The 23,933-nt window shown below is 41.7% G+C and carries 19 protein-coding genes and 1 pseudogene; 8 read left to right on the forward strand and 12 right to left on the reverse strand.

The window, feature by feature from the left end; translation table 11 throughout:
* From QO187_RS09490 to QO187_RS09520, 7 genes and pseudogenes are all read left to right on the forward strand, one after another.
* Complete coding sequence (locus tag QO187_RS09490; protein ID WP_102094025.1) at positions 1 to 1,161, forward strand: acyl-CoA dehydrogenase family protein; 1,161 nt, start codon at positions 1 to 3, stop codon at positions 1,159 to 1,161.
* Positions 1,162 to 1,174: 13 nt separating this feature from the next.
* On the forward strand, positions 1,175 to 1,942 hold the full coding sequence (locus tag QO187_RS09495) for an SDR family NAD(P)-dependent oxidoreductase (protein ID WP_102094024.1): 768 nt from the start codon (positions 1,175 to 1,177) through the stop codon (positions 1,940 to 1,942).
* Between the two features lie 24 nt (positions 1,943 to 1,966).
* Complete coding sequence (locus QO187_RS09500; RefSeq protein ID WP_102094022.1) at positions 1,967 to 3,871, forward strand: sigma 54-interacting transcriptional regulator; 1,905 nt, start codon at positions 1,967 to 1,969, stop codon at positions 3,869 to 3,871.
* Between the two features lie 115 nt (positions 3,872 to 3,986).
* On the forward strand, positions 3,987 to 5,633 hold the full coding sequence (locus tag QO187_RS09505) for an AMP-binding protein (protein ID WP_102094021.1): 1,647 nt from the start codon (positions 3,987 to 3,989) through the stop codon (positions 5,631 to 5,633).
* A 300-nt stretch (positions 5,634 to 5,933) separates the two neighbouring features.
* Positions 5,934 to 7,274, forward strand: a complete 1,341-nt coding sequence (locus QO187_RS09510) for a short-chain fatty acid transporter (RefSeq protein ID WP_102094019.1) — start codon at positions 5,934 to 5,936, stop codon at positions 7,272 to 7,274.
* 323 nt (positions 7,275 to 7,597) lie between these two features.
* Positions 7,598 to 7,864, forward strand: a pseudogene (locus QO187_RS09515) (transposase); the annotation flags it as partial.
* Positions 7,865 to 8,089: 225 nt separating this feature from the next.
* Positions 8,090 to 9,255, forward strand: a protein-coding gene (locus tag QO187_RS09520; protein ID WP_102094018.1) for an IS3 family transposase whose coding sequence is annotated in 2 segments (ribosomal slippage) — positions 8,090 to 8,348 and positions 8,348 to 9,255 — 1,167 coding nt in all. Because the reading frame shifts where the segments join, the coding sequence is not laid out codon by codon here.
* Between the two features lie 43 nt (positions 9,256 to 9,298).
* Here QO187_RS09520 and QO187_RS09525 read toward each other — a convergent pair.
* The 7 genes from QO187_RS09525 to QO187_RS09555 form a co-directional block, all read right to left on the reverse strand.
* Positions 9,299 to 9,577 (reverse strand): SRPBCC family protein, encoded by a 279-nt coding sequence (locus QO187_RS09525; RefSeq protein WP_228153208.1) that lies wholly within the window; start codon positions 9,575 to 9,577, stop codon positions 9,299 to 9,301.
* Positions 9,578 to 9,658: 81 nt separating this feature from the next.
* Positions 9,659 to 10,663 (reverse strand): 23S rRNA pseudouridine(2604) synthase RluF, encoded by a 1,005-nt coding sequence (gene rluF / locus QO187_RS09530; RefSeq protein WP_101205290.1) that lies wholly within the window; start codon positions 10,661 to 10,663, stop codon positions 9,659 to 9,661.
* Between the two features lie 312 nt (positions 10,664 to 10,975).
* Positions 10,976 to 11,680, reverse strand: coding sequence for a hypothetical protein (locus QO187_RS09535; RefSeq protein WP_102094016.1), 705 nt, complete (start codon positions 11,678 to 11,680; stop codon positions 10,976 to 10,978).
* Between the two features lie 280 nt (positions 11,681 to 11,960).
* Positions 11,961 to 13,100: a CaiB/BaiF CoA-transferase family protein gene (locus tag QO187_RS09540; protein ID WP_102094014.1), complete on the reverse strand. Its 1,140-nt coding sequence runs from the start codon at positions 13,098 to 13,100 to the stop codon at positions 11,961 to 11,963.
* On the reverse strand, positions 13,093 to 15,294 hold the full coding sequence (locus QO187_RS09545; protein ID WP_228153207.1) for a 3-hydroxyacyl-CoA dehydrogenase NAD-binding domain-containing protein: 2,202 nt from the start codon (positions 15,292 to 15,294) through the stop codon (positions 13,093 to 13,095). The genes QO187_RS09540 and QO187_RS09545 overlap by 8 nt, the downstream gene beginning before the upstream one ends.
* A gap of 71 nt (positions 15,295 to 15,365) precedes the next feature.
* Entirely contained in the window at positions 15,366 to 16,574 is a 1,209-nt protein-coding gene (locus QO187_RS09550; protein ID WP_102094012.1) for an acetyl-CoA C-acetyltransferase, read from the reverse strand.
* Positions 16,575 to 16,636: 62 nt separating this feature from the next.
* Positions 16,637 to 17,788, reverse strand: a complete 1,152-nt coding sequence (locus QO187_RS09555; protein WP_102094010.1) for an acyl-CoA dehydrogenase family protein — start codon at positions 17,786 to 17,788, stop codon at positions 16,637 to 16,639.
* A 378-nt stretch (positions 17,789 to 18,166) separates the two neighbouring features.
* On the opposite strand from QO187_RS09555, the gene QO187_RS09560 reads away from it, so the two are divergent.
* Entirely contained in the window at positions 18,167 to 18,805 is a 639-nt protein-coding gene (locus tag QO187_RS09560; RefSeq protein WP_156410701.1) for a TetR/AcrR family transcriptional regulator, read from the forward strand.
* Between the two features lie 164 nt (positions 18,806 to 18,969).
* Here the strand turns inward: QO187_RS09560 and QO187_RS09565 are convergent, their stop codons facing one another.
* The 5 genes from QO187_RS09565 to QO187_RS09585 form a co-directional block, all read right to left on the reverse strand.
* Positions 18,970 to 19,605, reverse strand: coding sequence for a hypothetical protein (locus QO187_RS09565; protein WP_371548174.1), 636 nt, complete (start codon positions 19,603 to 19,605; stop codon positions 18,970 to 18,972).
* A gap of 397 nt (positions 19,606 to 20,002) precedes the next feature.
* On the reverse strand, positions 20,003 to 20,986 hold the full coding sequence (locus QO187_RS09570; RefSeq protein WP_371548176.1) for an MDR family oxidoreductase: 984 nt from the start codon (positions 20,984 to 20,986) through the stop codon (positions 20,003 to 20,005).
* An 81-nt stretch (positions 20,987 to 21,067) separates the two neighbouring features.
* Positions 21,068 to 21,700: a TetR/AcrR family transcriptional regulator gene (locus QO187_RS09575; RefSeq protein WP_371548177.1), complete on the reverse strand. Its 633-nt coding sequence runs from the start codon at positions 21,698 to 21,700 to the stop codon at positions 21,068 to 21,070.
* Between the two features lie 96 nt (positions 21,701 to 21,796).
* A complete protein-coding gene (locus QO187_RS09580; RefSeq protein ID WP_371548178.1) occupies positions 21,797 to 22,381 on the reverse strand; it encodes an alpha/beta hydrolase in 585 nt (194 codons plus the stop codon).
* A 57-nt stretch (positions 22,382 to 22,438) separates the two neighbouring features.
* Positions 22,439 to 23,353 carry a hypothetical protein gene (locus tag QO187_RS09585; protein ID WP_371548180.1) on the reverse strand — a complete coding sequence of 305 codons (915 nt, stop codon included), beginning with the start codon at positions 23,351 to 23,353 and terminating at the stop codon, positions 22,439 to 22,441.
* Between the last annotated feature and the right edge of the window lie 580 nt (positions 23,354 to 23,933).

Consider the following 23,933-nt stretch of genomic DNA (forward strand, 5'->3'; position numbering starts at 1 on the left):
ATGATTACATTATCAGACGATTTATTAGCGTTACAACAACAGGTAAAAGATTTCATCGCCAAAGAAATCATTCCTTTTGAGCAGGACCTTCGTCAGGACAGCCACGGTCCAAGTACTGAGCTGCGTGACGATATTGTTAGCCGTGCTAAAGCGGCAAAACTGCTCACACCGCATGCCAGTGTTGAGATGGGGGGACTGGGTTGGTCACACATGCAAAAAGCCATTGCATTTGAACAAGCAGGCTATTCTGCATTAGGCCCTATCGCTATGAATATTCATGCCCCAGATGAAGGTAATATTCATTTGTTAGATTTAGTCGCTAATGCAGAACAAAAAGAACGTTGGCTACGAAAAATGGTGAGTGGTGAGACGCGTTCTTGTTTTGCTATGACGGAGCCTAGTCCAGGTGCAGGTTCAGACCCTTCCATGTTGCAAACCACTGCTGTGTTAGAAGGTGACGAGTACGTCATCAATGGCCGAAAATGGCTCATTACAGGCGCTGATGGTGCGGCATTTGCCATCATTATGGCAAAGATGGAAGATGGTAGTGCTTCCATGTTTTTGACAGATACCGATGTGCCAGGATTTATATTAGAAAGAAATATGAATACTATGGATTCTTGTTTTGCAGGTGGTCATGGTGTGTTAATGTTCGACAACCTACGAATCCCAAAAGAGAATGTACTAGGTGAAGTAGGACAAGGCTTTAAATATGCTCAGGTTCGATTAGCACCTGCTCGTCTAACCCATTGTATGCGTTGGCTTGGGCAAGCTCAACGAGCTCATGACATTGCTACACAATATGCCAGAGAGCGTCAGTCCTTTGGTAAAAGACTGGGCGACCATCAAGGCGTGGGGTTTATGTTGGCGGATAATGAAATAGATTTATTAAGTACTAGATTGGCCATTCATTATTGTGCTCAAGTACTAGATGCAGGACAACGAGGTAACTATGAATCAAGTCTGGTAAAAGTTATTAGCTCTGAAGGTATCTGGCGAGTGATTGACCGAAGTGTTCAGATCTTGGGCGGACAGGCCATGACAGATGAATCTATCGTCTGCAAAATTTTTAAAGATGCTCGTGGCTTTAGAATCTATGATGGCGCAAATGAAGTTCATAGAATGAGTGTCGCAAGAAAACTACTAGGCAAGAAAGATTAAGGAGACGATGACAATGAGCTTATTTGATGTTAATAACAAGAATGTTCTTATTACAGGTGCGTCTGGCGGCTTGGGCAAACATATCACTACTTTATTTGCCCAAAAAGGCGCAAATGTTATTATCTGTGCCAGAAGTGCTGATAAATTGCAGCATCTAAAAGCAAATCTTGAACAAGACTTTGGTATCAACGTTCATAGCTTTGTATTAGATGTAAATGACCGTCAAGCTTTTAACCAAATGATAAGTAGTTTAGAGGACAATGGTGTCAGGGTAGATGTTCTTATTAATAATGCAGGCGTCAGTGATACCAAAAGCTTTTTGAATTATGATGACAACGATTGGGACAAGATTGTTAACACCAATCTAAAAGCTCCTTGGCAGTGCTCGCAAGAAATCGCGCAGCACATGATTGCTTCACATAATAAAGGGGCTATTATTAATATTACGTCTGTCTTGTCTGAGTCAGTCAACTTAGGTGTTAGTCCATACTGTGCGTCTAAAGCGGGTTTACGCCATCTAACAGAAGTGATGGCCGTTGAGCTGGCTCGGTTTGGTATCAATGTAAACGCGGTGGCTCCTGGATATATGGTGACTGATATTAATAAAGAATACCTAATGAGTGATTTGGGGCAACAATTGTTAAAACGTATTCCAAGTCGCAAATTTGTTGATTTTGAAGAATTAGATGGTGCGCTATTATTACTTGCATCAAGAGCAGGTAAAGGAATTACTGGTGTAGAGATTAAAGTAGATGGTGGGCACAGCTGTGCTCCTATATAACGTATATTTTTAAGGGTGCAACGGATGTCTAATAACAAACCTATTAATATTTTATTTACCTATATCCATACCCCAAATATTAATGGGATTCGTTCTTTGGTCGAACAAGCCATATTAGAGATTGATTCACAAGATATTGGTTTTGTTGAATGTCATATTTCTGATGTTGAAGTAGTAGCGCAGCAACTGACCATCAATGGTTGTCAAATAATCTTGTGTACAGGAGCAACGGCTAGTTATTTACAAAAGATACTAAGTATTGAAATTCAGGTCATTAGAACAGGTATGTTTGATGTTATCCAAGCCATCTCTAGTTTGAAGCAATACAAACGTATTGCTTTACTCGGAAAATCTACCACTACAGTCAGTCTAGAAGATTATTCAGAAGTTTTTTTGCTAGATATCGAACAGTTCACTTACGATTCTTATTTCGATGCCAAAAGAACCGTTCAGCTAATCAAAAAAGAAAAGTTTGATGCTGTCATTGGTTCACCTATATCAGTAGAGCTGGCCATTAATGAAGGTCTGGTCGGACAATTAGCGATGACTGTGGTATCGCTTAAAGATCTGTTCGCGAATGCCTTGAGAAGTTTAGAAAAAATAAGGAGAGAACAATCTACCATTATCCGTCTTACGGAGATATTTAACCATCTAAATGAGGGTGTTTGTTTTATCACCAAAAATAAAAAAATATCTTTTATCAATACATCCATGGCCGAACTGCTTAAAAAGTCTCCCGCTGACGTACTGAATAAATCACCTGCAGATATCTTTGGTAACTTAAATCTAGATACCGCTGCTCATAATCCACGCCAACTACTTGATATCGAAAACTACCAGTTGGCGGTTCATATTTTAGAGATGAACAACGATTATATTAATGGCTATATTTTAAGTGCTCAAGAACTCAACGCATTAGAATATTCTAGCAGCGAATTTAGAAAAGTATCTTCTAGAAACTTCAATACCCGCTACCGTTTCAACCAACTCTCTACTCTAAACGCCATTTTTAAGACCACTTTATCCTTAGCGAAAGCCTATGCCAAAACTGACAGTACTGTGTTAATTACAGGTGAGAGTGGAACAGGTAAGGAAGTCTTAGCACAGAGTATTCACAATCATAGTAGTCGTAGTAAAGCACCTTTTGTAGCTATCAACTGTGCCTCTTTCCCAGAAAGCTTATTAGAAAGTGAACTATTTGGTTATGCCGAAGGTGCATTTACTGGCGCCAAAAAAAATGGCCGGATTGGGTTAATAGAGTCTGCACATAATGGAACTTTATTTTTAGATGAAATTGGTGACATGCCTCTGCATTTACAGACACGGTTTTTAAGAGTGTTACAAGAAAGACAAATTAGCCGGCTAGGTTCAACTGCTAGTCATCATCTCAATATTCGCGTTATCGCCGCCACACATGCCGACTTAGAAAACTTGGTTGCCAATGACAATTTTAGGGCGGATTTATATTATCGTCTCAATATTCTTCGTTTATCCATACCACCTTTGAGAAACCGACCAGAAGACATATTGACATTGGCTGATAGTTTTCTAAAGAAGTATAGAAAGTCGATCAAAGACCTACCAGACGCCCTTCCACACTTGTTAAAGAAATACAGCTGGCCTGGAAATATTCGTGAATTAGAAAATATTATAGAGAGAATACAGGTTCTGTTTTATTTTGATAAAAGTCATACTCAGCCGAATTTCTTATCTCTGCATTTGCCAGAGCTTTTTTCATCTACCCAAAAAACAAATGACACCTCTCTGTTAAAGAAAGCCAAGATAAATCAAGAATCACTACTGATAGAACAAACACTTCAGGACGTTGATGGCAATCTAGAATTGGCTGCCAAAAATCTAGGTATTAGCCGTACAACGCTATGGCGTAAAATGAAAGTTATGGATAGTAACGTTTCAAAAGTGAAATAATTTTTCAAAATGAAAATATCTTTTTATATTTAAGCTATTGATTTATATAATTAAAATATTTGGCATTATAGTTGCATCATCATTAACATCGACCATCTTAACTAAGGAAAGAAAGATGATTAATGGAATGATGATGCATTGTAATCTAAATATCACTTCTATCATGCAGCATGCTTTAGCACTCTATTCTGAGCAGAAAATCGTAACTCTAAAATCAGATGGTGTGACTACACATGAGTATACCTATAAAGATGCTTTTGATCGAGTTGCCCAGTTTGCTAATAGCTTAGACCGACTTCAAGTTAGTAAAGGTGCTAAGGTCGGAACGATTGCTTGGAATACTTACCAGCATTTTGAACTCCACTATGCCATTCCTTGTTCAGAACGCATTTATCATACTATCAATCCAAAATTACCCCATGAGCAATTAATACAAATTATCACATCTGCTCAAGATGAAGTTATTGTTGTTGAGCAAGACTGTCTGCACATTATCGAATCCCTCCATGAACATCTTAAACCTTTCGTGAAATATTTCATTGTACTAGGTGAGATAGACAAAACATTAGAGTCATCACTTGATTTTATATTCTATGAAGAGCTTATTGCTAAAGAGTCAATCACTTATGATTGGCCTGATATCGCTGAACAAAGCGCAAGTGGTCTTTGCTATACGTCAGGTACGACAGGTGTTCCTAAGGGTGTGCTTTATTCACATCGTAGTACGGTGTTACACGCACTAACTCTGAGTATGCCTAATGTGGTAGGTCTTGATGAAAGCAGCTGTATCATGCCGATTGTACCTTTGTATCACATCAGTGCGTGGGGTATACCGTTTAATGCAGTGCTATGTGGAGCAAAAATTGTATGGCCCAACTCCTTTGCTGGCCAAATTCAAAAGATTTATAACCTGATTCAGACTCAGTCAGTAGATGTCTCAATGGCGGTACCCACTATTTGGACAGCGCTGAAAAACCATCTGCAAGAAAACAATATCACCGAAACTACTTTAAAACGAGCCATCTCAGGCGGTTCTGCAGCTTCCTACTCCTTAATCGAGAGCTTAAGTCATCATGGTATTGCTCTTGAGAACGCATGGGGTATGACTGAAACCAGCTCTTTGGGCGCTTGCAATAGAGTAAAAGATCTAAAGAATATACCAAAAACGCAAGTACTCAAATGCGGTAGGCCTATTTTCGGTATGCAAATGCGATTAAGGGACCAACATAATAAGTTACTGCCCCACAACGGGATCTCTGAGGGTGTGCTAGAAATCAGAGGACATAATGTCGCACAAAGCTACAGCAATATTGAGAGCAACAATGATAGTAAACAATTGACTAATAATATAGCTGAAGACAAAGAGACATGGTTTGATACAGGGGATATAGCAACGATCGATATGCATGGCTATATGAATATTACTGATCGGGCAAAAGACATGATTAAGACTGGTGGCGAATGGGTAAGTAGCGTCGAAATTGAAAATGCCATGCTGAGCCATCCAAACGTTGCTGAAGCGGCAGTAATTGCCGCTAATCATTCAAAATGGGGAGAACGCCCGCTTTTAATTTTAGTCGCAAAGCCCGAAACGCAGATCGCACATATAGATATAGAAATGTACCTGACCCATAAACTGCATAAATGGTCGATTCCCTCTGCGACTGTTTTAATTGATGAAATGCCTTATACAGGCACAGGTAAAATTAGCAAAAAAACGTTAAGGGAGAAATATTACAACTATTTTATGGAAAGCGAGTAAAGATAATTCTATCAAAAGGACTTTGATATGGATGGCCAGAATTATAGAGATATAGTTTGAGACATCAAAACCAGTCAAGATAAATAAGGCTACAGTCTTAAAATCACATCATAAGAAGAAGCATAACGAATAAATAAGGACGAACTGCAAAGATTGTCACTCGAATTAACAACTTATGGACTGTTATTCACTTAAAAAATCAAAATAAGGTGCCCTACGCTATAAAGACACTAGACTCATATCCACATTGATCCAAGTCTTTATACAAAAGTCACTGAAAATAATACAAGGATGTTTGCTATGTTGACTATGCTAACCAATGCCAGTGTAAAACTGGTCAATCGTTATTTACCATCGTCTTTTGTTTTTTCCATTATTCTCACTCTTATCGCATTTGCAGCTGGTCTTATCTTAACTGGACAAGATATTTTATCTATGGCAGGCCACTGGGGCAATGGCCTATGGTCATTGCATGGTTTTGCCATGCAAATGGCATTAATTCTAATCACTGGCTATGCCCTTGCCAACGCTCCTTTTATTCAGCGATTTTTGGATGCTATGGCAGATAAAGTACATTCGCCAAAAGCTGCTATTATCATAGTAACGTTAGTAGCAATGGCAGGCGCTTTGATCAACTGGGGTTTTGGTTTGGTAATTAGTGCTGTTTTTGCTAGATCTCTTGCCAAAAAAGTAACTAAAGTGGATTATCCCCTATTGGTTGCTTCTGCTTACTCTGGATTTCTAGTTTGGCACTCAGGGCTATCTGGATCAATCCCTTTGGCACTAAGCAGCGGTGGCGATACGTTAAAACAACTTTCAGGAGACATCTTGACCGATGCTATTCCTCTATCACAAACTATATTCGCTCCCTACAACTTAGCTATTCTAATTACCTTAATCGTAGTTATACCCATCCTTAATAGCTTTATGCACCCCAAAAATCCGACGTTAGTTGATCCCAGTATCCTAAAAAATGAGGTTTACCAAGCGCCTAAACATGATACACCAGCCCAAAAGTTAGATGACAGCCGTCTTATTGCTTTTGTCTTACTAGCGCTTGCACTCATGTATTATGTGAATGAATTTACCAGTAATGGCTTTAGCTTAGGATTTAACATAGTCATTGGCCTGTTTTTATTTATGGGATTATTAGCCCATGGCACTCTTGAGCGCTACTATTTGGCTGTCAATTCAGGTATCAGCAGTATTACTGGCATCGTATTACTGTATCCATTCTATGGTGGTATTATGGGTATAATGACAGGAGCAAACCTCAATGGTATTTCAATTAGTACTGAGGTGACTGAATTTTTTATCAATAATGCCTCAGCAGACAGCTTTCCCGTGTTTGCATTTTTAAGTGCTGGTATCGTAAATGTTTTTGTGCCTTCAGGTGGTGGTCAATTCGCCGTTCAGGGGCCTGTCATGATACCCGCTGGTACAGCGCTTGGGGTTAATCCTAGTGTGACGGCTATGGCAATTGCATGGGGAGATGCCTGGACAAATATGATACAGCCATTCTGGGCATTACCGTTATTAGGTATTGCAGGACTTGATGCACGTGCCATTATGGGATATTGCTTGATTGTGTTAGCAGTTTCAGGACTGGTTATTATGGGTGGACTTTGGTTTCTGGTTTGAGAAAAATCATTGTTTACTGAAATCAAAAACCATAACTAAAAGTAAAAAATTATCTAGGACAATGCATTAGATGCATTGTCTTTCTACTCGATGTTTGCTTAAAAAATCTTGTTAATAACGAAGTTCAACAATTTTAATTGTAGTGAACTGCCTCAAGTATATCGGAAGTTGAGTAATCAAGTCAGTCGATGATACCTTACTAAGTTAAAAACTCATAATACCGTTGTTCAAACTCAAAAGATGACACATAAACAGTAGTGAGCTATGCTAAATAAACCTTGCACGTAAACTTGGTAAACTAAGCGTATTAATCTGAGTCTAGGATGACCAAGAAAATTACAACCTACAGTACGGAATTCAAAGCAGGAGCCATCAAAAAGATAGAAGACAATAACGGCAACATCTCAGCGACTGCAAAGCAACTTGGCATCGCCATGCAAACGCTATCGAACTGACATAACAAAGCCAATTAAGATAATCTTGAAGGAACTGAGCAGTACGATCCACAGCTTATGGCCGTGATGGAAGAGAACAAGCGCCTCAAAAGACAGCTTAAAGTTGCTGAAGAGGAACGAGAGATATTAAATGAGGAGGAATAAAGCGAAGCACCGCTTCGCCCTAACGCAAGATGAGAATTATGCTCGAATGAGGCGACGGCGTACTTCGCCAATGAGAAATGTTAAGAAACATTCCAGTAGACTGTTTTAGTGACGCAAGACGCAGGGCTATGACAGCAGTGACAGCAGTGACTGAGCTATGCTAAAAAAACTGTAGAACCAAACTTGGTAAACTAACGACTCAATTAGGAGTTTATCATGACTAAGAAAATCAGAACCTATAGTGCAACATTCAAAGCAGAGGCCGTTAAAAAGATAGCAGATAATGATGGCAATGTTTCAGTAACGGCAAAGCAGCTTGGCATCGCTATGCAGACATTATCTAACTGGCAAAACAAAGCTAATAAAGGCAAGCTAATCGGTACTAAAGAATATGATCCTGAGCTTATGGCTATACTAGAAGAGAATAAACGTCTTAAACGTGATCTCAAAGTTGCTCAGGAAGAGAGAGATATTCTAAAAAAGGCCACGGCGTACTTCGCGAAGCACAGTTGATGAGGTACGTCTTTATCAAGGATAACCAGAAAATATTTAGCATCACTTGTATGTGTCACGTATTAGATGTCAAGCCATCAAGCTATTATAACTGGATAAATCGTGGTGTTAGTAATCAGCAGATCCACCGCAACCAGTGTGAGCTGCTGGTTCACGTGGCTCATGATGAGACTAAGCAGCGCTATGGCTATGAGCGATTGCATGCTTACCTTACAGGGCAAGGATATGCCATAAGTAAATATATGGTTAGACGCATTAAAGAAGAGTGCGGCATTAAATGCCGTCGTCACAAGCGCTTTAAAGTCACCACCAACTCAAACCATAACAAGCTTATCTACCCAAACCGTCTAGAACAGAAATTTAATGCCAATCGCCCTAATGAGGCTTGGGTCAGTGACATCACTTATATTTGGACAGATGAGGGTTGGCTATACTTAGCAGGGGTTAAAGACTTATACACCAAAGAGCTTGTCGGTTACGCTATTAACAAGCGTATGACCGCAGATTTAGTATGCAAAGCATTGAACATGGCCATCAAGAACAAACGGCCCAGCAAAGAGCTAATAGTTCACTCTGACAGAGGCAGTCAGTACTGTAGCCATGCCTACCACAAGATCACTAAACAGCATCAGTTTACAGGATCTATGAGTGGCAAAGGCAATTGTTTCGACAACGCTCCGATAGAAAGTTTCTGGGGCGTATTAAAGAATGAGTTGGTGTATCACGAAGACTATAAAACAAGGTTCGAAACCATCAGTGATATCATTAAATATATTGAGCTTGAGTACAATCAGACTAGAATCCAAAAGGGTTTGGGCTATAAAACGCCAAGACAGGTGTGGTTTGATTATTATCGTCAGGCTGCGTAACTAAAATCTCCCAAGTTTAAGTCTACGGGATTGACGGCAGGGGTCAACCTTTATCATGCTGCATTTTGATGGGTTTAGATTTTTCGATTTGGTATTGCATATGAGTAGGACGCTCAAACGCCGTAATCCGCTCCCAGAACTTAACGGGTCCCGTTTGAATGCTACGTAAAGCTTCGACGCCATTGCGCTCCTCGTCACCTTCATTCACCAACTTAGCAACCCCCACCGCTTTAAATGAGCCATAACTGGCATGGTCACTCAGCGCTTCAAATACCTGATCAATCGGTTTTTTGACAATGCGCTCTACTTTTATTTTAAACATAATATGATCTCGTTAAGATTAAAGTTATTTAGCTTACGGCTATTTCAGCAATAAATATAGCCGTCACATTGTGAAAAATTATTACCGCGAAGAGCCTCGTCCCTTTGAAGGACGCCTGCCATTAGTAGCAGGTTTACCATTGCCTCCAGATTTACCATTACTGCCTGACGGCTTACCACGACCAGTAGGACGTCCATCCCTACCTTTAGAACCTGCTGGTTTTCTAGCATCGTCCTTGGCGTATTTGTTACGCCCCTTTGCTGCACCTGCTGATTTTGTAGATGGTTTTGACTTTGACGAAGCATCCGCACGAGGTTTCTTTCGTGGCGTATTGCGGGATTTCTTGTTTGAGTGATTGTCTTGCGAAGAGGAATCTTCTACAGATTTAAGCAACACAGACAGCTCTTTTGGGGTTAAGTCTCGCCAGTCACCAACGGGAAGACCTTTGAGACTTACATTCATAATCCGCGTACGTTCAAGCTTAACGACTTCGTAGCCAAAGTGCTCACACATACGGCGAATTTGACGGTTTAGACCTTGAACGAGCGTGATGTTAAAGACATTAGGAGCTACTTTAGTCACTGGGCATTTTTTGGTCATCTTGCCAAGCATCGGTACACCGCCCGCCAGACCTTCGATAACACTATCCGTTAACGGCTTATTTACTGTAACTAGATACTCTTTTTCATGGTTATTACCAGCACGTAGTACCTTATTGACCAAATCACCGTTATTAGTCAAAAAGATCAAACCTTGAGAATCTTTGTCCAAACGGCCAATTGGAAAAATACGCAAACTATGTCGCACAAAATCGACAATATTATTTTTCTCAGAGCTTTCCGTGGTGCTCACAATGCCCACTGGCTTATTCAACGCAATAAAAATAAAATCATCAGGCTCTCGTGGCTCAATAGGCTGCCCGTTGACTTTTACCGCATCTCCAGCAACCACTTGATCACCTACCGACGCACGTTTGCCATTGATGTATACATTACCTTGTTCAATAAAGCGGTCAGCGTCTCGCCTAGAGCAAATACCACTTTCGCTGATGTATTTATTTAAACGAGTCGAGGAAGCGTTGAACATAAAGCACCGTTTTACCTGATAAGAAGCGTTTTTTGCTAAGAAAAAAGCCTAAATTGAATGGATCAACAATAACGAAATAGCTCACATTATATAGGAAATCGACTGACCCTTTGAGGAGAGATGGGTAAAAACTTAGAAATGTATCGCGTCATGTAATTTTGGATGATGTCGAAAGAACTTATTTATGAGGTTGTGAGTTTAAAAAGCCTCACCATTCATCATACGAGCAGTGAGGCTTTTTTCTAGTTTTTCAGCTATATAATTTTTCAAATCTGTTCTTTTGCTGATTACTCTACTAACTTATCTTCCACACTACTCAGCATCATCCAACAGTTTGTTAAGCTCGTCTACCATTGGATCGTCAATGATGCTGCCTTCTACATAGCTGATTATCTCATCTACAGTCGTCAGATCCATTTCACGAATACCTAAACTGGCCAGTTGCGCATTAATAGACTCTAAGCTGTCGTTATCTTCAGCATCATCTAGCAAATCTTCTTCAAATCTACCTCTGACAAACCAATACATCTTTTCTAATACGGTTTCTTTTTTGGTTAAAGTAGAATAACCATCGCCATAAATAAATAGATTGAAATGATAAGGTATTTCTACATCGTTAATGAAGAAAGTACGCTGACACTCTAATGTATAGGCTTGAATCTCTTCACTCTCAGCGCTTTCATCACTTTTGTTATCTTCATCATATTCAATCGCCTCTTCTATCAACTCACCTAATATCCGATAGTCGCCGACTTTGATTTTATGATTATAAATGATAGCAGAGTCTGCGATTGCATCAAAAATAATGGCACTGACATCTAAGGTATGGTTGTCGATATCATAAAATGCTTTTAACGCTGGCAAAAACTCGGTCAGCTCTTCTTCTGGCACTTGAATGAGAAACTGCTGCTCGTATATTTTAATCATATCTTCAGGAGCATAGGTATTAGCAGTATTGGTCTCGTTTCTACCTGTTGGCTGCAAAGGTAAAAAATTATACGGGTTATGTTTGGTCATTCAGAACTGCCTTTTTGCTTAAGTTAAATTTATTAAATGTCTGTTGCTCAATCTCTAAGAGCTTTTGAACGCGCTACTATGCTTCAGTACCGTAAAACTTTAGGATTTATGGGCGTATTGTCTCTTATTCAGGCAATTTTAGATAGACAGTTATAAATATACAAGTTCAATCACTCTGGTTTATACAGACAGTTAGAATAATAAAGACTAAGAAAAGATACTAGCCAGCAGCGGCTCAATATCTTCTTCTCTTTTCTCCAGAGCTATTACATACTAATTATTAATTCACTTGCTGCCATCCTGACGTTGAATGATGCTCATCTTGATGTGCAAATAAAGGGTGAGCTTTGGCTTCATGCAAACTCAGTACAGGGGTCACACAGACATCTTTTGCTGAAAATACACGTTGCCAATGCTCAAGCGTTTGACTGGCGAATTTTTTCGCAATTGTGTTGGTCGCGGCTTCACTCTCAGGTCTATTGGGCATGATACCAAGTTGCCAGTGTATTTCTTTAAGCGACGGTAGCTCCAATACCTCACATAGCCCTTGCCAAAACTTAAGCTCCAAGGAACCAACCGCCATATGGCGCTGGTCAGCGGTTTGGTACAATCGATAGCATGGCAATGCACCGCCTAAAAAGTCATGCTGCGGCAGTAGAGTGTCGTTTAAGCCATTTCCTGAAAGGCTATTAATCAGTTTGCCTGTGACCTTTGGCATGACCATATGATTGTACAAACTGTGCGTCATGCTAATAGCAATGTGTCGTCCCCTGCCCGTACGCTGCGCGGCAAATACGGCAGCCAACAGTGCTATCACTGCTGTATCACTACCACCTGCCAAATCCGCAAACTGAATATTGGGCATGGCCTGCTCACCCTGCGCTGTCCTTAGTTGATCTAGTACACCGCTCATAGCCATAAAATTGATATCATGACCTGCCTTATTGGCCCAGTCATGATTCACTTGAGAGCTGTTTTTTGAATCAGCATCTTCTAAATAAGCACCTTCTTTTGTGTAATTGCCTGCTACGCCATAGCCAGTGATTGACACTATTACTAGCTTTGGATTGATGGCATGCAAGGTCTTAGCATCTAGCCCCATTTCTGCCAAGACACCTGGGCGAAAGCTATCTAGCATCACATCAGCTTCTTTAAGATGTGCTTTTATAGCTTCAATCTCTTTGGGATCATGAAAATCATATTTTTCGGTCGTCTTACCGTGGTTTAGAGCTGCGAATAATTCACCAAATACCCGAGCAGGATCACCTTGTTTGGGTTCGATTTTAAGGACGTCTGCGCCCAAGTCCGTAAGCAAGCGCGTGGCAAAAGGTCCTGGTAGATTACGAGTCAGATCGACCACTCGTAACCCTCGTAGACAGTCCGCCATTTGATCATGATTTGATAAATGCGCATCAGTCATCGGAGAACGTCTCGCCTTTGACTGCCATGTCTAACAAGATTTGAGCAGGCTCAAAACGCTCACCATATTTCGCGGCCAGCTCACGGCTACGCTCAACAAACGCACTCACGCCCATTGCATTGATAAATTGTAGCGTACCACCATGCTGCGGGGCGAACCCCCAACCAAAGATAGACCCTATATTGGTGTCGGCAACTGAGCGCACAACATTTTCCTCATAGCACTTAGCAGATTCATTGGCTTGAATAAACATCAAGCGATCCACCAAATCTTGCTGCGATGGTTGCTCTGACTTTGGCGGATATAAATTTATCAGATCAGGCCATAGATGTTTATCACCCTCTGTTGGATAGTCATAGAATCCTTTGCCATTTTTCTTACCTTCGCGCCCATGCTCATTAACCAATGTTTTTAGTATGTCATAAGAAGGACGCACTACGATTGGCTTACCTTCGGCTGCCATATCCGCTTGCTGCTGTTCGCTGACATGCAATGCTAGGCTTAACGACACTTCATCTTGCAATGCTAAGGGCGGCATCGGCATACCTGTTTTCATACCGGCAACTTCGATGCTACGCGGATGCACACCCTCTCCTAGCATCGCGATACCCTCTGATACATAGGTGCCAAATACCCGCGAGGTATAAAATCCGTGACTGTCATTGACGACGATAGGCGTTTTACCTATTTGCACAACATAGTCGAAAGCTTTGGCCAATGTTGCATCATCAGTTTGCTCGCCCATGATAATCTCAACGAGTGGCATCTTGTCTACTGGCGAGAAAAAATGAAGACCGATAAACTGGTTTGGTCGCGTACTGGCTTTTGCCAGTCCTGTAATGGGTAACGTTGAGGTATTAGAAGCATAGACGGCCGTGTTTGAAATCACTGCTTCACTTTGCTGGGTACATTTGGCTTTAATTTCTCGGTTTTCAAATACTGCTTCAATAATAAGATCACAATCTGCTAAATCATCGTAAGAGACTGTTGGCGTGATACGTTCTAGTAGAGCTTGTTTTTTCTCTTCGGTAGCGTGCTTTCGGCTGATGGCTTTATCCAAAATATTAGCAGAGTACGCTTTGCCTTTTTCAGCATTAGCAATCTCTGTGTCCAATAGCACGACATCTATACCTGCTTTGGCAGTGACATAAGCAATGCCAGCGCCCATCATGCCAGCGCCCAAGATACCGACTTTTTTAGTGGTTGTGCGTTCAAATCCTTGAGGACGAGACTGACCTTTTTTGATGCTATTCAGCTGCGTCCATAAGGTGTTGATCATGTTTCTAGATTCAGTGGACCGTACGCAAGCGGCAAAATAACGCGACTCGATCTCAAGCCCTGTATCGATATCCACTAGGCATCCTTCAAACACACAAGACATAATATGGGTGATCGCAGGATAGTTACCATGTGATTTCTGATTAGCCATGGCTGGGGCGATAGAGAATATAGGAACTACCTTTGGATGCTTGCTATCGCCGCCAGGAATTTTAAAGCCTTTCTTATCCCATGGCTGCTGCGCACTTGGATTATTTTGAATCCAGTCTTTTGCTTGCTTCAGCATATCTGCTTGATCAGTAGCAGTCGCATCAATAAGTCCGATGTCTTTTGCAGCAGCAGCGCGAAGTTCTTTGCCTTGCGTCATCAGCTCCAGTGCTGCTTGAATACCGACTAACCTTGGTAAGCGCTGAGTACCACCGCCGCCAGGTAATAAGCCCAGTTTCACCTCAGGCAAACCAAGCTTGGTCTTGGGTGTGTCAATCGCAATACGATAATGACATGCTAGCGCGAGCTCTAAACCGCCGCCTAATGCAGTTCCTGTCATAGCAGCGACGATAGGCTTGCCTGAGGTCTCAAGCTTGCGCAAACTCCCTTTTAGTTCTTCGGTCAATGCAAACGCTTGCTCGGCTGTCTTTATCTGGTTCAATTGATCAATATCTGCGCCAACCACGAAGGTTTCTTTAGCCGATGTGAGTATCAAGCCTGTAGCTGAATCATCATTGATGAAACTATCGACTATCGTGGCGAATGTCTCCGTAAAGCCATCACCGATGACATTCATTTTGCGTTTGCTTTGGTCAATCGTGACGGTGACGATACCGTCGTCATCATGCTGGGCAGAGAAGTTTTCTAATTCATTAATGGCTGTTACGCTATCTGCTGTTTGGTTAGCTGCCTGGTTATTTGTCATCATTTTTATCCCTTAAATGATTCTTTGTATATTGCGTTTTAGTCTAATTGGTTTCAGTCTATTTTAGAAAAAAGTTAAACGCGCTCAATAATGGTGGCAATACCCATGCCACCGCCCACACATAGCGTAATCATAGCGGTCTGTAGGTCGCGTCGTTCTAGCTCATCAAGAACAGTCGTCATGAGCATCGCGCCAGTTGCCCCAAGCGGATGACCCATAGCGATTGCACCACCATTGACATTGACGATATCAAGCGAGATGCCAAAATCATCAGCAGTATTCATCGGCACAGCAGCGAAGGCTTCGTTAATTTCCCAAAGGTCTATATCAGAGGCCTGCATGCCCGCTTTATCAAGGGCTTTTTGGCAAGCTGGCGTTGGACCTGTGAGCATAATGGCAGGCTCTGAGCCAATGACTGAGGCCATTGTGATCTTGGCGCGTGGTTTTAACCCTGCTTTTTGACCAGCCGCCGCGCTGCCAACCAAACAGATAGCTGCCCCATCAACGATGCCTGAAGAGTTACCCGCATGATGCACATGACTCACGGTTTCTATCGTGGTATATCTGTCCAAGATAACGCTATCAAAGCCCATTTTTCCCGGCATGATAAAGGAAGGTTTAAGACCCGCTAAGGTCTCGACATTGGTATTAGATCGGATAGTTTCATCTTTATCTAACAGCATCATGCCATTGATATCGGTAACAGGGACAACCGATTTGTCGTAATAGCCGTTCTCCCAAGCCTGTGCCGCGCGGCGATGCGACTCGGTGGCAAAGGCATCGACATCACTACGACTAAAGCCTTTGAGCGTCGCGATGGTATCCGCGCCCACGCCTTGCGGTACGAAATGCGTGGCTTCATTGACCCGTGGATCCATGTACCAAGCACCACCATCAGATCCCATCGGCACACGGCTCATAGACTCCACACCGCCTGCCACCACCATGTCTTCCATACCTGACATGACTTTGGCCGCCGCTAAATTGATAGATTCTAAACCAGAGGCACAAAAGCGCGACAAGGTAAGACCTGCCACATTTTGTGCCCAACCAGCATCAATCACAGCGATACGGGCAATATCAGAGCCTTGCTCACCCACCGGTGTTACGCAGCCAAGTACCACATCATCTACCAAACTGGTATCCAAGTTGTGGCGCTGTTGCATCTCCTGTAATAAGGTGCGTGTCAGCCAAATTGGTGACGCTTGATACAAGGAGCCGTCCTTTTTTCCTTTGCCCCGAGGCGTGCGGATAGCATCATAAATATAAGCAGTCTCAGTCATAAAAAATCCTTTTTTTATTTTTTAAATAAACAATAGTTATTGTAGTCTTATAATATAAGCATCTATATAAAGCGTGACGCCAGCTCTTTCATAATTTCATTGGTGCCGCCATAGATTTTTTGCACGCGGGCATCGGCATATAAACGGGCGATAGGGTATTCTGTCATATAGCCATAGCCACCAAATAGCTGCACGCATTCGTCGATGACTTCGCACTGTTTTTCGGTAACCCAGTATTTGATTAATGAGGCATGCGGTACTGATAATTTACCCTCAAGCATCGCATCGACTGCCGCATCACACATGGTACTGGCAGCGAGATAATCGGCATAGCATTCCGCCATCTTAAAGCGGGTATTTTGAAACTTCCAAATAGGTTTGCCAAAGGCTTTGCGCCCTTTTACGTAGTCTAGCGTTAAGTTGATAGCAAGCTTCATCGAGCCAACCCCGGATAGCGCAATGATTAAACGCTCACGCGGCAACTCCTGCATCATTTGTATAAAGCCCATACCTTCTACCGTACCCAACAGGTTGGTTTGTGGCACACGTACATTGCTAAAGAACAACTCTGAGGTATCCTGCGACGTCAAACCAATTTTATCGAGATTGCGTCCACGCTCAAACCCTTCTACTTTGTCCGTTTCTACGATGATAAGTGAGACGCCTTGTGCGCCTTTTTCACGGTCTGTTTTGCATGCTAATAAAATCAGATTGGCATGCTGACCATTGGTGATAAAAGTCTTAGAACCATTGATAATGTAGTCATCACCATCTTTTACCGCATAGGTTTTGATGTTTTGTAGGTCGGAGCCAGTACCAGGCTCGGTCATGGCGATAGCGCCGATATATTCGCCCGTTGCCATTTTGGGTAGCCACGCTTGTTTTTGTTCTTCAGTACCGTGGTCTAAAATATAAGGCGCGACAATACCTGAATGCACCATACCGCCAAATCCTGATTGATTGGCCTCTGTCTGAGCGTAGATAAGTGCCGCTTCATGACCGAAATCGCCGCCGCCGCCACCATACTTGCTTGGTATCGCTGCACATAGAAAACCCATGTCGCCCGCCTCTTCCCATGCATCACGATCGATCATGCCGTTTTTGCGCCACTGCTCGTCTTTGGGGTCCCAAGATTGAAACATTTTTAAGGCGCTGTCATACACCATCTGATGCTCTTCGGTCATCCAGTTTGGGGTAAGTTTTTCAATACTCATGATGTCTATCCTTGACAAGGTGGAGTGAATAACAACTATATAGTCAAGTCTATATAAGTCCGCTACATCGTCATCCTCGCTAAGCATACTAATGTATAACTTGCACTCGGTTTCCTTGTATCGAAATCATATTAAACTGACTATAACTAAGCCATTTTTTAAATTATGGTAATTTATATTACCGTTATAAATATACTATAAATTCTTTGTATTTATTAATACATGAGTCTTATACTAGGCTACGAAAAACCACTTCGCAATCAATTAAATAAAAATGGTAATTTATATTACTTATTAATTTAATCACGTTAAATTATGGAACAAATCATTTAACTGGTAGGACGTATCAAATAGCCAATACTTTAAGAAGCGATAAATATGAAAACCTTTAATCAATCAGATAGCCTCACGCAAACTCGATCTCTAGCGCCCCTATCCGATATGCGGCCCGCAACTTTGGATAAAATTGAGCAAGCTGTTCGTAAAGTCTTTGCAGGATTTGACGCTAATGAGGTGACGATGGCGCAAATTGCAAAGTCTGCAAACGTCTCTTTGCAAACGCTCTACAAGTACTTCGGAGATAAGCAAACGCTGTTTTATACCATTATGGATATTGTGCTCGGCAGATTAGCCGCTCGAATTATGGATCATCTGCAAGGGATTGATAGCGTACAAGATCGTCTACGTAAGACACTGTGGGTCTGCTTTGATTTTGTAGACTCGCACCCAGATGCGGTGATGGTGCTGTCTTCGGTCTCGGCCTCGCGTATACGTAATATCGCAATCTATGAAAACAAAGAGTTAATTGGGGCGTTTTTGGCGGTATTAGAAGATGGGCAAAATCGTGGGGTGCTAAATGACACTGTTCCACTGCACATACTTTTCGATGTGTTTATGGGGTTTATCAGTCGACTTGGTTTAATGCATACCATTCGCCAAACAGAAACACCGTTAAATGCAGAGTTTGATGCGCTATTTGTGATTTTATGGCGGGCCATCTCTAAGCCTGAAGCTTAAAATGAATTTTATAAAACTGATATTTAGCAGTGTTTGACTCTTACAAGAAAACATAACGTAAAAAACCCCACGATAAAGTGAGGCTTTTTTATATTTTTTTCGGTCAATGTGATTATTCAATCAATGTAATTAACAGCTCGTGCTGTTTATACGCTCAAAACTTTTTAAATACTGCTAGATTTTGGCAATCCATACTCTGCATGGTCAACCACATGGTTGTTTTGTTCAATAGTCAGTCGATAGCCTTTGATAATGCCGTCGTATGGCAAACTGCCCTCATACTGCTGATAATGTTCGCAGATACTGTCTTGAATCACTGATTTACGTGCAGCATCGTCTAATTTGGCAAAACTGCTAGGCAAGTGTACTTGCGCAAAACGTGAAGCTGCACCACGAGACATCCAGTTATCAGCACTCGTAAATGTGAAATCCACTTCCGCTCGTAAGCTATATCTAGGTAACGTATTAGAGTAATTCGCCAAGTCATATTTAATTTGAGCAACATCTTCTGCGAATGGCTGATACGGTATCTCAAGTACGGCAAACAGTTTTGCCAAAAACTCATCAGCGGTAAAATATTTGTCCATATAGCTACCATCAAGCCCAAGGAATTTGCTCGACAATACATGACGCAGGCGGTCATAGGCTGGAATGGTATGTTTAAGAGGATAGCCCATTTGCTTGACGATATCTTGCGGGCGCAGCTCAAGCGACTCTATTTGATTGATAACATATTGCGCTAGAGAATGGCGTGGGTGATAACGACGGGTATATTTAGATGGGTTAGCAATGTGGCTCATGATATTGAACACCTTAGACTCCTGTAACTCCGACGAAAAAGTATGATATACGCCCAAATAGGCAAAAAATCAGGCACAAATGAGGTTGTCGGAGTACAGGCTCATGCGCTTTACCAGAGTTGTTTTATATCGTGCTGGAAGTTGCAAGGTTTGTCACGCCGCCATTAGACTATTGTCATGGTCGGCAATAACAAAACTGTTAAACCCACGATAGTTCGTTCAACGATGATAGCACATCAGATGACAAAAAATAAATACCGATATTTGTGACCGTTTGTGAATAATTCTTTTTCATTTTGCGCATTCAATCTTAGACGTTTCTATGCATCATCTATTCATGTATTAAAAAAAGGCTTAACATCGAAGCATTAGTGTTGAAGTATTAAAAAATTAACGCTTAACGATTGACATCAACGACTATTCGACCACGAACTTTACCATCCAACAACTCGCTTGCTGTCGGAATGACTTCGCTTAGACCAATCTCTCTGGTAATGGCATCCAATTGCGTCATATCCAAACTTGTGCTCAAACGCTGCCATGCTTCTACACGCTCATCATAAGGTCGTGTCACACTATTGATACCAAGCAAACTAACACCGCGTAAAATAAATGGCGCAACAGTAGCAGGGAAATCCATGCCTTGAGCCAGCCCACAAGTAGCGACCAAACCATCTTCACACGTGCTAGCACAAACGTTGGCCAGCGTATGACTACCAACAGAATCAATTGCGGCAGCCCATCTCTCTTTACCAAGCGCGCGTCCCGGACTACTCAACTCTGCTCGGTCAATGATCGTCGTTGCACCGAGGCTCTTTAAGTATTCCGCTTCTTCTAGACGTCCCGTAGAGGCTGTGACAGAGTAACCTTGGTTTGCTAGAAGTGCGATGGCAAAGCTACCAACGCCGCCATTAGCACCAGTTACCAATACTTCGCCACGCTCTGGTGTGAGTCCATGACGTTCCAACGCAATTATACAAAGCATCGCAGTATATCCTGCTGTACCAATTGCCATCGCCTGACGTTCAGTCATCGACTCAGGGAGCGGGATAAGCCAGTCACCGTTTAATCGCGCCTTTTGTGATAGACCGCCCCAATACTTCTCACCCACACTCCAACCATTTAACAATACCTTGTCACCAGCTTTGTAGCGGGGATGGCTGCTTATTTCGATGGTACCCGCTAAATCAATCCCTGGAACCATGGGAAATGTGCGTACCACAGGGCTACGACCCGTGATGGCCAATCCATCTTTGTAATTGAGTGTGCTATATGCCACACGAACCGTCACATCACCCTCAGGCAATTGCGCGTCCTGTATCTCAGTCAGATTGGACTGATAAACATCGTCATTTTTTTCAATTAATATTGCTTTAAACATAGTAGCTCCTATTTAGACCAATCGTCTATAAATAAGTAAAAAATAATTTAGACCGGTCGTCTAAAAATATAAATAAAAAAATTACTTCTGTATCCCTGCTGCAAATCCTCGGAAAAAGATATCTAATGGACTGACGTCTTGTACCAACTTGGCACGCAAAACCGCACCTTCCCAACCAATCCAAAAGAAAGCAGCAATCTCATCACAGTCACTATTCGAAGGTATTTGTTCCTGTTGTACTGCCAGACGCAAGCAAGCCGCTAAACGCTTTTGCCAATCAACTAATATACCTTCTAGTTCACAGCGAAAACTCTCAGGCAACACGACAATCTCTTGACCCAAGTTGCCTACTAAGCAGCCGCGTCGAAATTCATGCTTGATCATTCCCGACTTAGCATCTTCAACAAAATCACTAATACGCTGCATGGGAGATACTTGCTCATTCAGAAAACAATGATCTAGCTTGCGAGCAAAATACAACGCGTACTGCCGTAATACTTCCTGTCCAAACGCTTCTTTGTTTTTGAAGTAATTGTAGAAGGAACCTTTAGGCACATTGATACGTTTGAGTATGGCATCGATACCAGTGGTCGCAAAGCCTTGCTCTGTCAGCATCTCCATCCCAGATCTTAAAAGAGCTTCACGGGTATCCGTAAACTCTCTCTCAACATTGGGTGGACGCCCTCGACGGGCTTTTGGCTTAGTAATCGTCATGCACAAATATTATGACCGATCGTCTTTAATGTCAATCAATTATTTTAAGTGGTTTATTTCCCATCAGTCGCTTGAGTTTTTTGACTATCCTTGTCATCAGTCTTCACCATGATATGTCGCCTCATCCATCCAAACGATGGGATCTTCGCACAGATGAGTTAAGTGATACCAAATATCACTACTACGAGCGATACGGTGATGACCGTCTGCAAAGTAATCAACGTCCCAGCTATTAGGTAGATTTACCAAGGTTCGTCTAGCTACCGCCACATCCAAGCTTTCATCATCGACTTCTACCATAACTCGTACCATCTGAGTGTTAGAGGTAGGGAACGACAGCTTCATATCAGCCACGTCAGGAATACGGTCAGCCAATACCTCATTTGGATAGATACAAGGCGCAATCAATAGCGCGCGCAAGTTATATTTATGGGCGAAATGATTGGCAAACCAACCACCAAGCGAATGCCCTGCCAACACCACTCGCGGGTACTGTGTCATTTTTTCACGAATCAATGCATCGTAAATCTCAAATATTTCTGCAAAATTGTCTCGATAATTGACCGTTTGACAGTATTTTGGCTCACGCGTGATACAAGTATATTTACTGGTCTCATTGCTTGAATCGAGACCATGAAAAAACAATAAAAACGTATCGTTGTTTTCAATAGGAAACATCATAAGGTTCTCCTTTTTTAATCATTATTTAGGTTTGCTCTTGGTAATTTAGTTTATAAATTAAACTGGTTTTTGGGTGGCAACATGCGCTTGGTACAAGCTCAAAAGCTCCTCACAAGCTTGCACTGAGATATTTTTTGCAAAACCTTCGTTAAACCAAAAGTCATAAACCGCTTGGACAACGGCTTTTACCGCTTTCGCATTTTCTGGCTTTTGTTCTATTAGTTTCATCACAATGTCTTGCGCTTGTATATCCGACTCGCTATAGGGCGCGCTCCAGCCCACGCCATAACGATAGAGCACATCATTGATTGCTAATATAAATATGGCGTTTGATATGCCAAATGACCCGATAATCCTGTCAAGCATTGCACAGCGCTCTTCATAAATACTGACCTCTATCGGCATATCAGCTTGCTCAAACAGACAATCACAACTCACCATGTGCAAGGGTTGACTAAAATCATCCCACAGCAATGGATAAATTCCGCGAATTACGCCTTTTTCCACTACATTAAATTGCCAAATCGCATAATGCGTATTTGGCCCCTTATATGGCACATGTATGAACCACTGCATCATCGCATCACTGTCAGACATGATATGAGTACTACCAATCCGCACGCCCTGATTGGGCAGTACGTTCGTGTATAAACGATCCATGTCATCACTATAGAGGGTCACTTTACGTAAGTTTTCATCACTGACATCGCCTAGCTTTGCTCGTGCTTCAGTTATGTTTCGATAGGGTTTAAATGGCGCTACCCAACTAAGCGTCTCATTAGTATTGTTCACGAAATAAATATCATCTTCATAACTGTCTATAGAAACCGTTTCGAGGTAAAACAATGGCTGTTTTCGTACTCGGCCTTTCTCATCATTTGTTAATGCCGTTATACCAGATAGCTTTGAGCCATCCGACCATTGCATATTGTCTAACCGTTTTTGTTCAAACTGATACGCTAATTTAGTCATCGTTATATCCTTATTATTTTGATTTTGGTTTTTTCGCTGCAGTTTTTCGTTGTTGTTATATTCTGAGTGCCGATTTCAAGCCAGCCGAGCCTATTCGCCATTGTTTAAATGACGTCATTATCTATAAAGTTAAGTAAATTAATCGACTTGGTAAGGTGGTAGTTTTTAATTCTGATAGACTTTTTAGCCACAGTTTTTCGCTGTTGCATTGCTTATATTTTTGCAACGCAAACGAGCATTTTTTCTGTTTAGTTTTTTTTGTTTATTAATAATGATGGTTTGTATAATTTGTACAGACGCAGAAGTTTAGGATTAAACGTAAATAACACTACTAGAAAGACTTCGCTAAGATAGCATTTAAAAACTCAGTTAAGAAGTGAAGCATTGCGCCCCGAGGGTTAACTGGTTTTTATCTCATATCATTTTGCCTGACCTAATAACTATAGTATAAGCTCACATAAAAATAAAGCTGTTTAAAACTTTCTACGACAACTGGTGTCGCTTCTTTTTAAATGAATTGTAGTTTAGTCGTTAGCAAGTATCCCAACGCATTAAGTATAATTAGCGACAGTTTCATATT

It is taken from the genome of Psychrobacter sp. Arc9 (assembly GCF_041431295.1).
GTDB lineage: Bacteria > Pseudomonadota > Gammaproteobacteria > Pseudomonadales > Moraxellaceae > Psychrobacter.

What these genes read in the sequence shown, in the direction of transcription:
- QO187_RS09490 (WP_102094025.1), top strand. Translation starts at nt 1, where the DNA reads ATGATTACATTATCAGACGATTTATTAGCGTTACAACAACAGGTAAAA.
- QO187_RS09495 (WP_102094024.1), top strand. Translation starts at nt 1,175, where the DNA reads ATGAGCTTATTTGATGTTAATAACAAGAATGTTCTTATTACAGGTGCG.
- QO187_RS09500 (WP_102094022.1), top strand. Translation starts at nt 1,967, where the DNA reads ATGTCTAATAACAAACCTATTAATATTTTATTTACCTATATCCATACC.
- QO187_RS09505 (WP_102094021.1), top strand. Translation starts at nt 3,987, where the DNA reads ATGATTAATGGAATGATGATGCATTGTAATCTAAATATCACTTCTATC.
- QO187_RS09510 (WP_102094019.1), top strand. Translation starts at nt 5,934, where the DNA reads ATGTTGACTATGCTAACCAATGCCAGTGTAAAACTGGTCAATCGTTAT.
- QO187_RS09525 (WP_228153208.1), bottom strand. Translation starts at nt 9,577, where the DNA reads ATGTTTAAAATAAAAGTAGAGCGCATTGTCAAAAAACCGATTGATCAG.
- rluF (WP_101205290.1), bottom strand. Translation starts at nt 10,663, where the DNA reads ATGTTCAACGCTTCCTCGACTCGTTTAAATAAATACATCAGCGAAAGT.
- QO187_RS09535 (WP_102094016.1), bottom strand. Translation starts at nt 11,680, where the DNA reads ATGACCAAACATAACCCGTATAATTTTTTACCTTTGCAGCCAACAGGT.
- QO187_RS09540 (WP_102094014.1), bottom strand. Translation starts at nt 13,100, where the DNA reads ATGACTGATGCGCATTTATCAAATCATGATCAAATGGCGGACTGTCTA.
- QO187_RS09545 (WP_228153207.1), bottom strand. Translation starts at nt 15,294, where the DNA reads ATGATGACAAATAACCAGGCAGCTAACCAAACAGCAGATAGCGTAACA.
- QO187_RS09550 (WP_102094012.1), bottom strand. Translation starts at nt 16,574, where the DNA reads ATGACTGAGACTGCTTATATTTATGATGCTATCCGCACGCCTCGGGGC.
- QO187_RS09555 (WP_102094010.1), bottom strand. Translation starts at nt 17,788, where the DNA reads ATGAGTATTGAAAAACTTACCCCAAACTGGATGACCGAAGAGCATCAG.
- QO187_RS09560 (WP_156410701.1), top strand. Translation starts at nt 18,167, where the DNA reads ATGAAAACCTTTAATCAATCAGATAGCCTCACGCAAACTCGATCTCTA.
- QO187_RS09565 (WP_371548174.1), bottom strand. Translation starts at nt 19,605, where the DNA reads ATGAGCCACATTGCTAACCCATCTAAATATACCCGTCGTTATCACCCA.
- QO187_RS09570 (WP_371548176.1), bottom strand. Translation starts at nt 20,986, where the DNA reads ATGTTTAAAGCAATATTAATTGAAAAAAATGACGATGTTTATCAGTCC.
- QO187_RS09575 (WP_371548177.1), bottom strand. Translation starts at nt 21,700, where the DNA reads ATGACGATTACTAAGCCAAAAGCCCGTCGAGGGCGTCCACCCAATGTT.
- QO187_RS09580 (WP_371548178.1), bottom strand. Translation starts at nt 22,381, where the DNA reads ATGATGTTTCCTATTGAAAACAACGATACGTTTTTATTGTTTTTTCAT.
- QO187_RS09585 (WP_371548180.1), bottom strand. Translation starts at nt 23,353, where the DNA reads ATGACTAAATTAGCGTATCAGTTTGAACAAAAACGGTTAGACAATATG.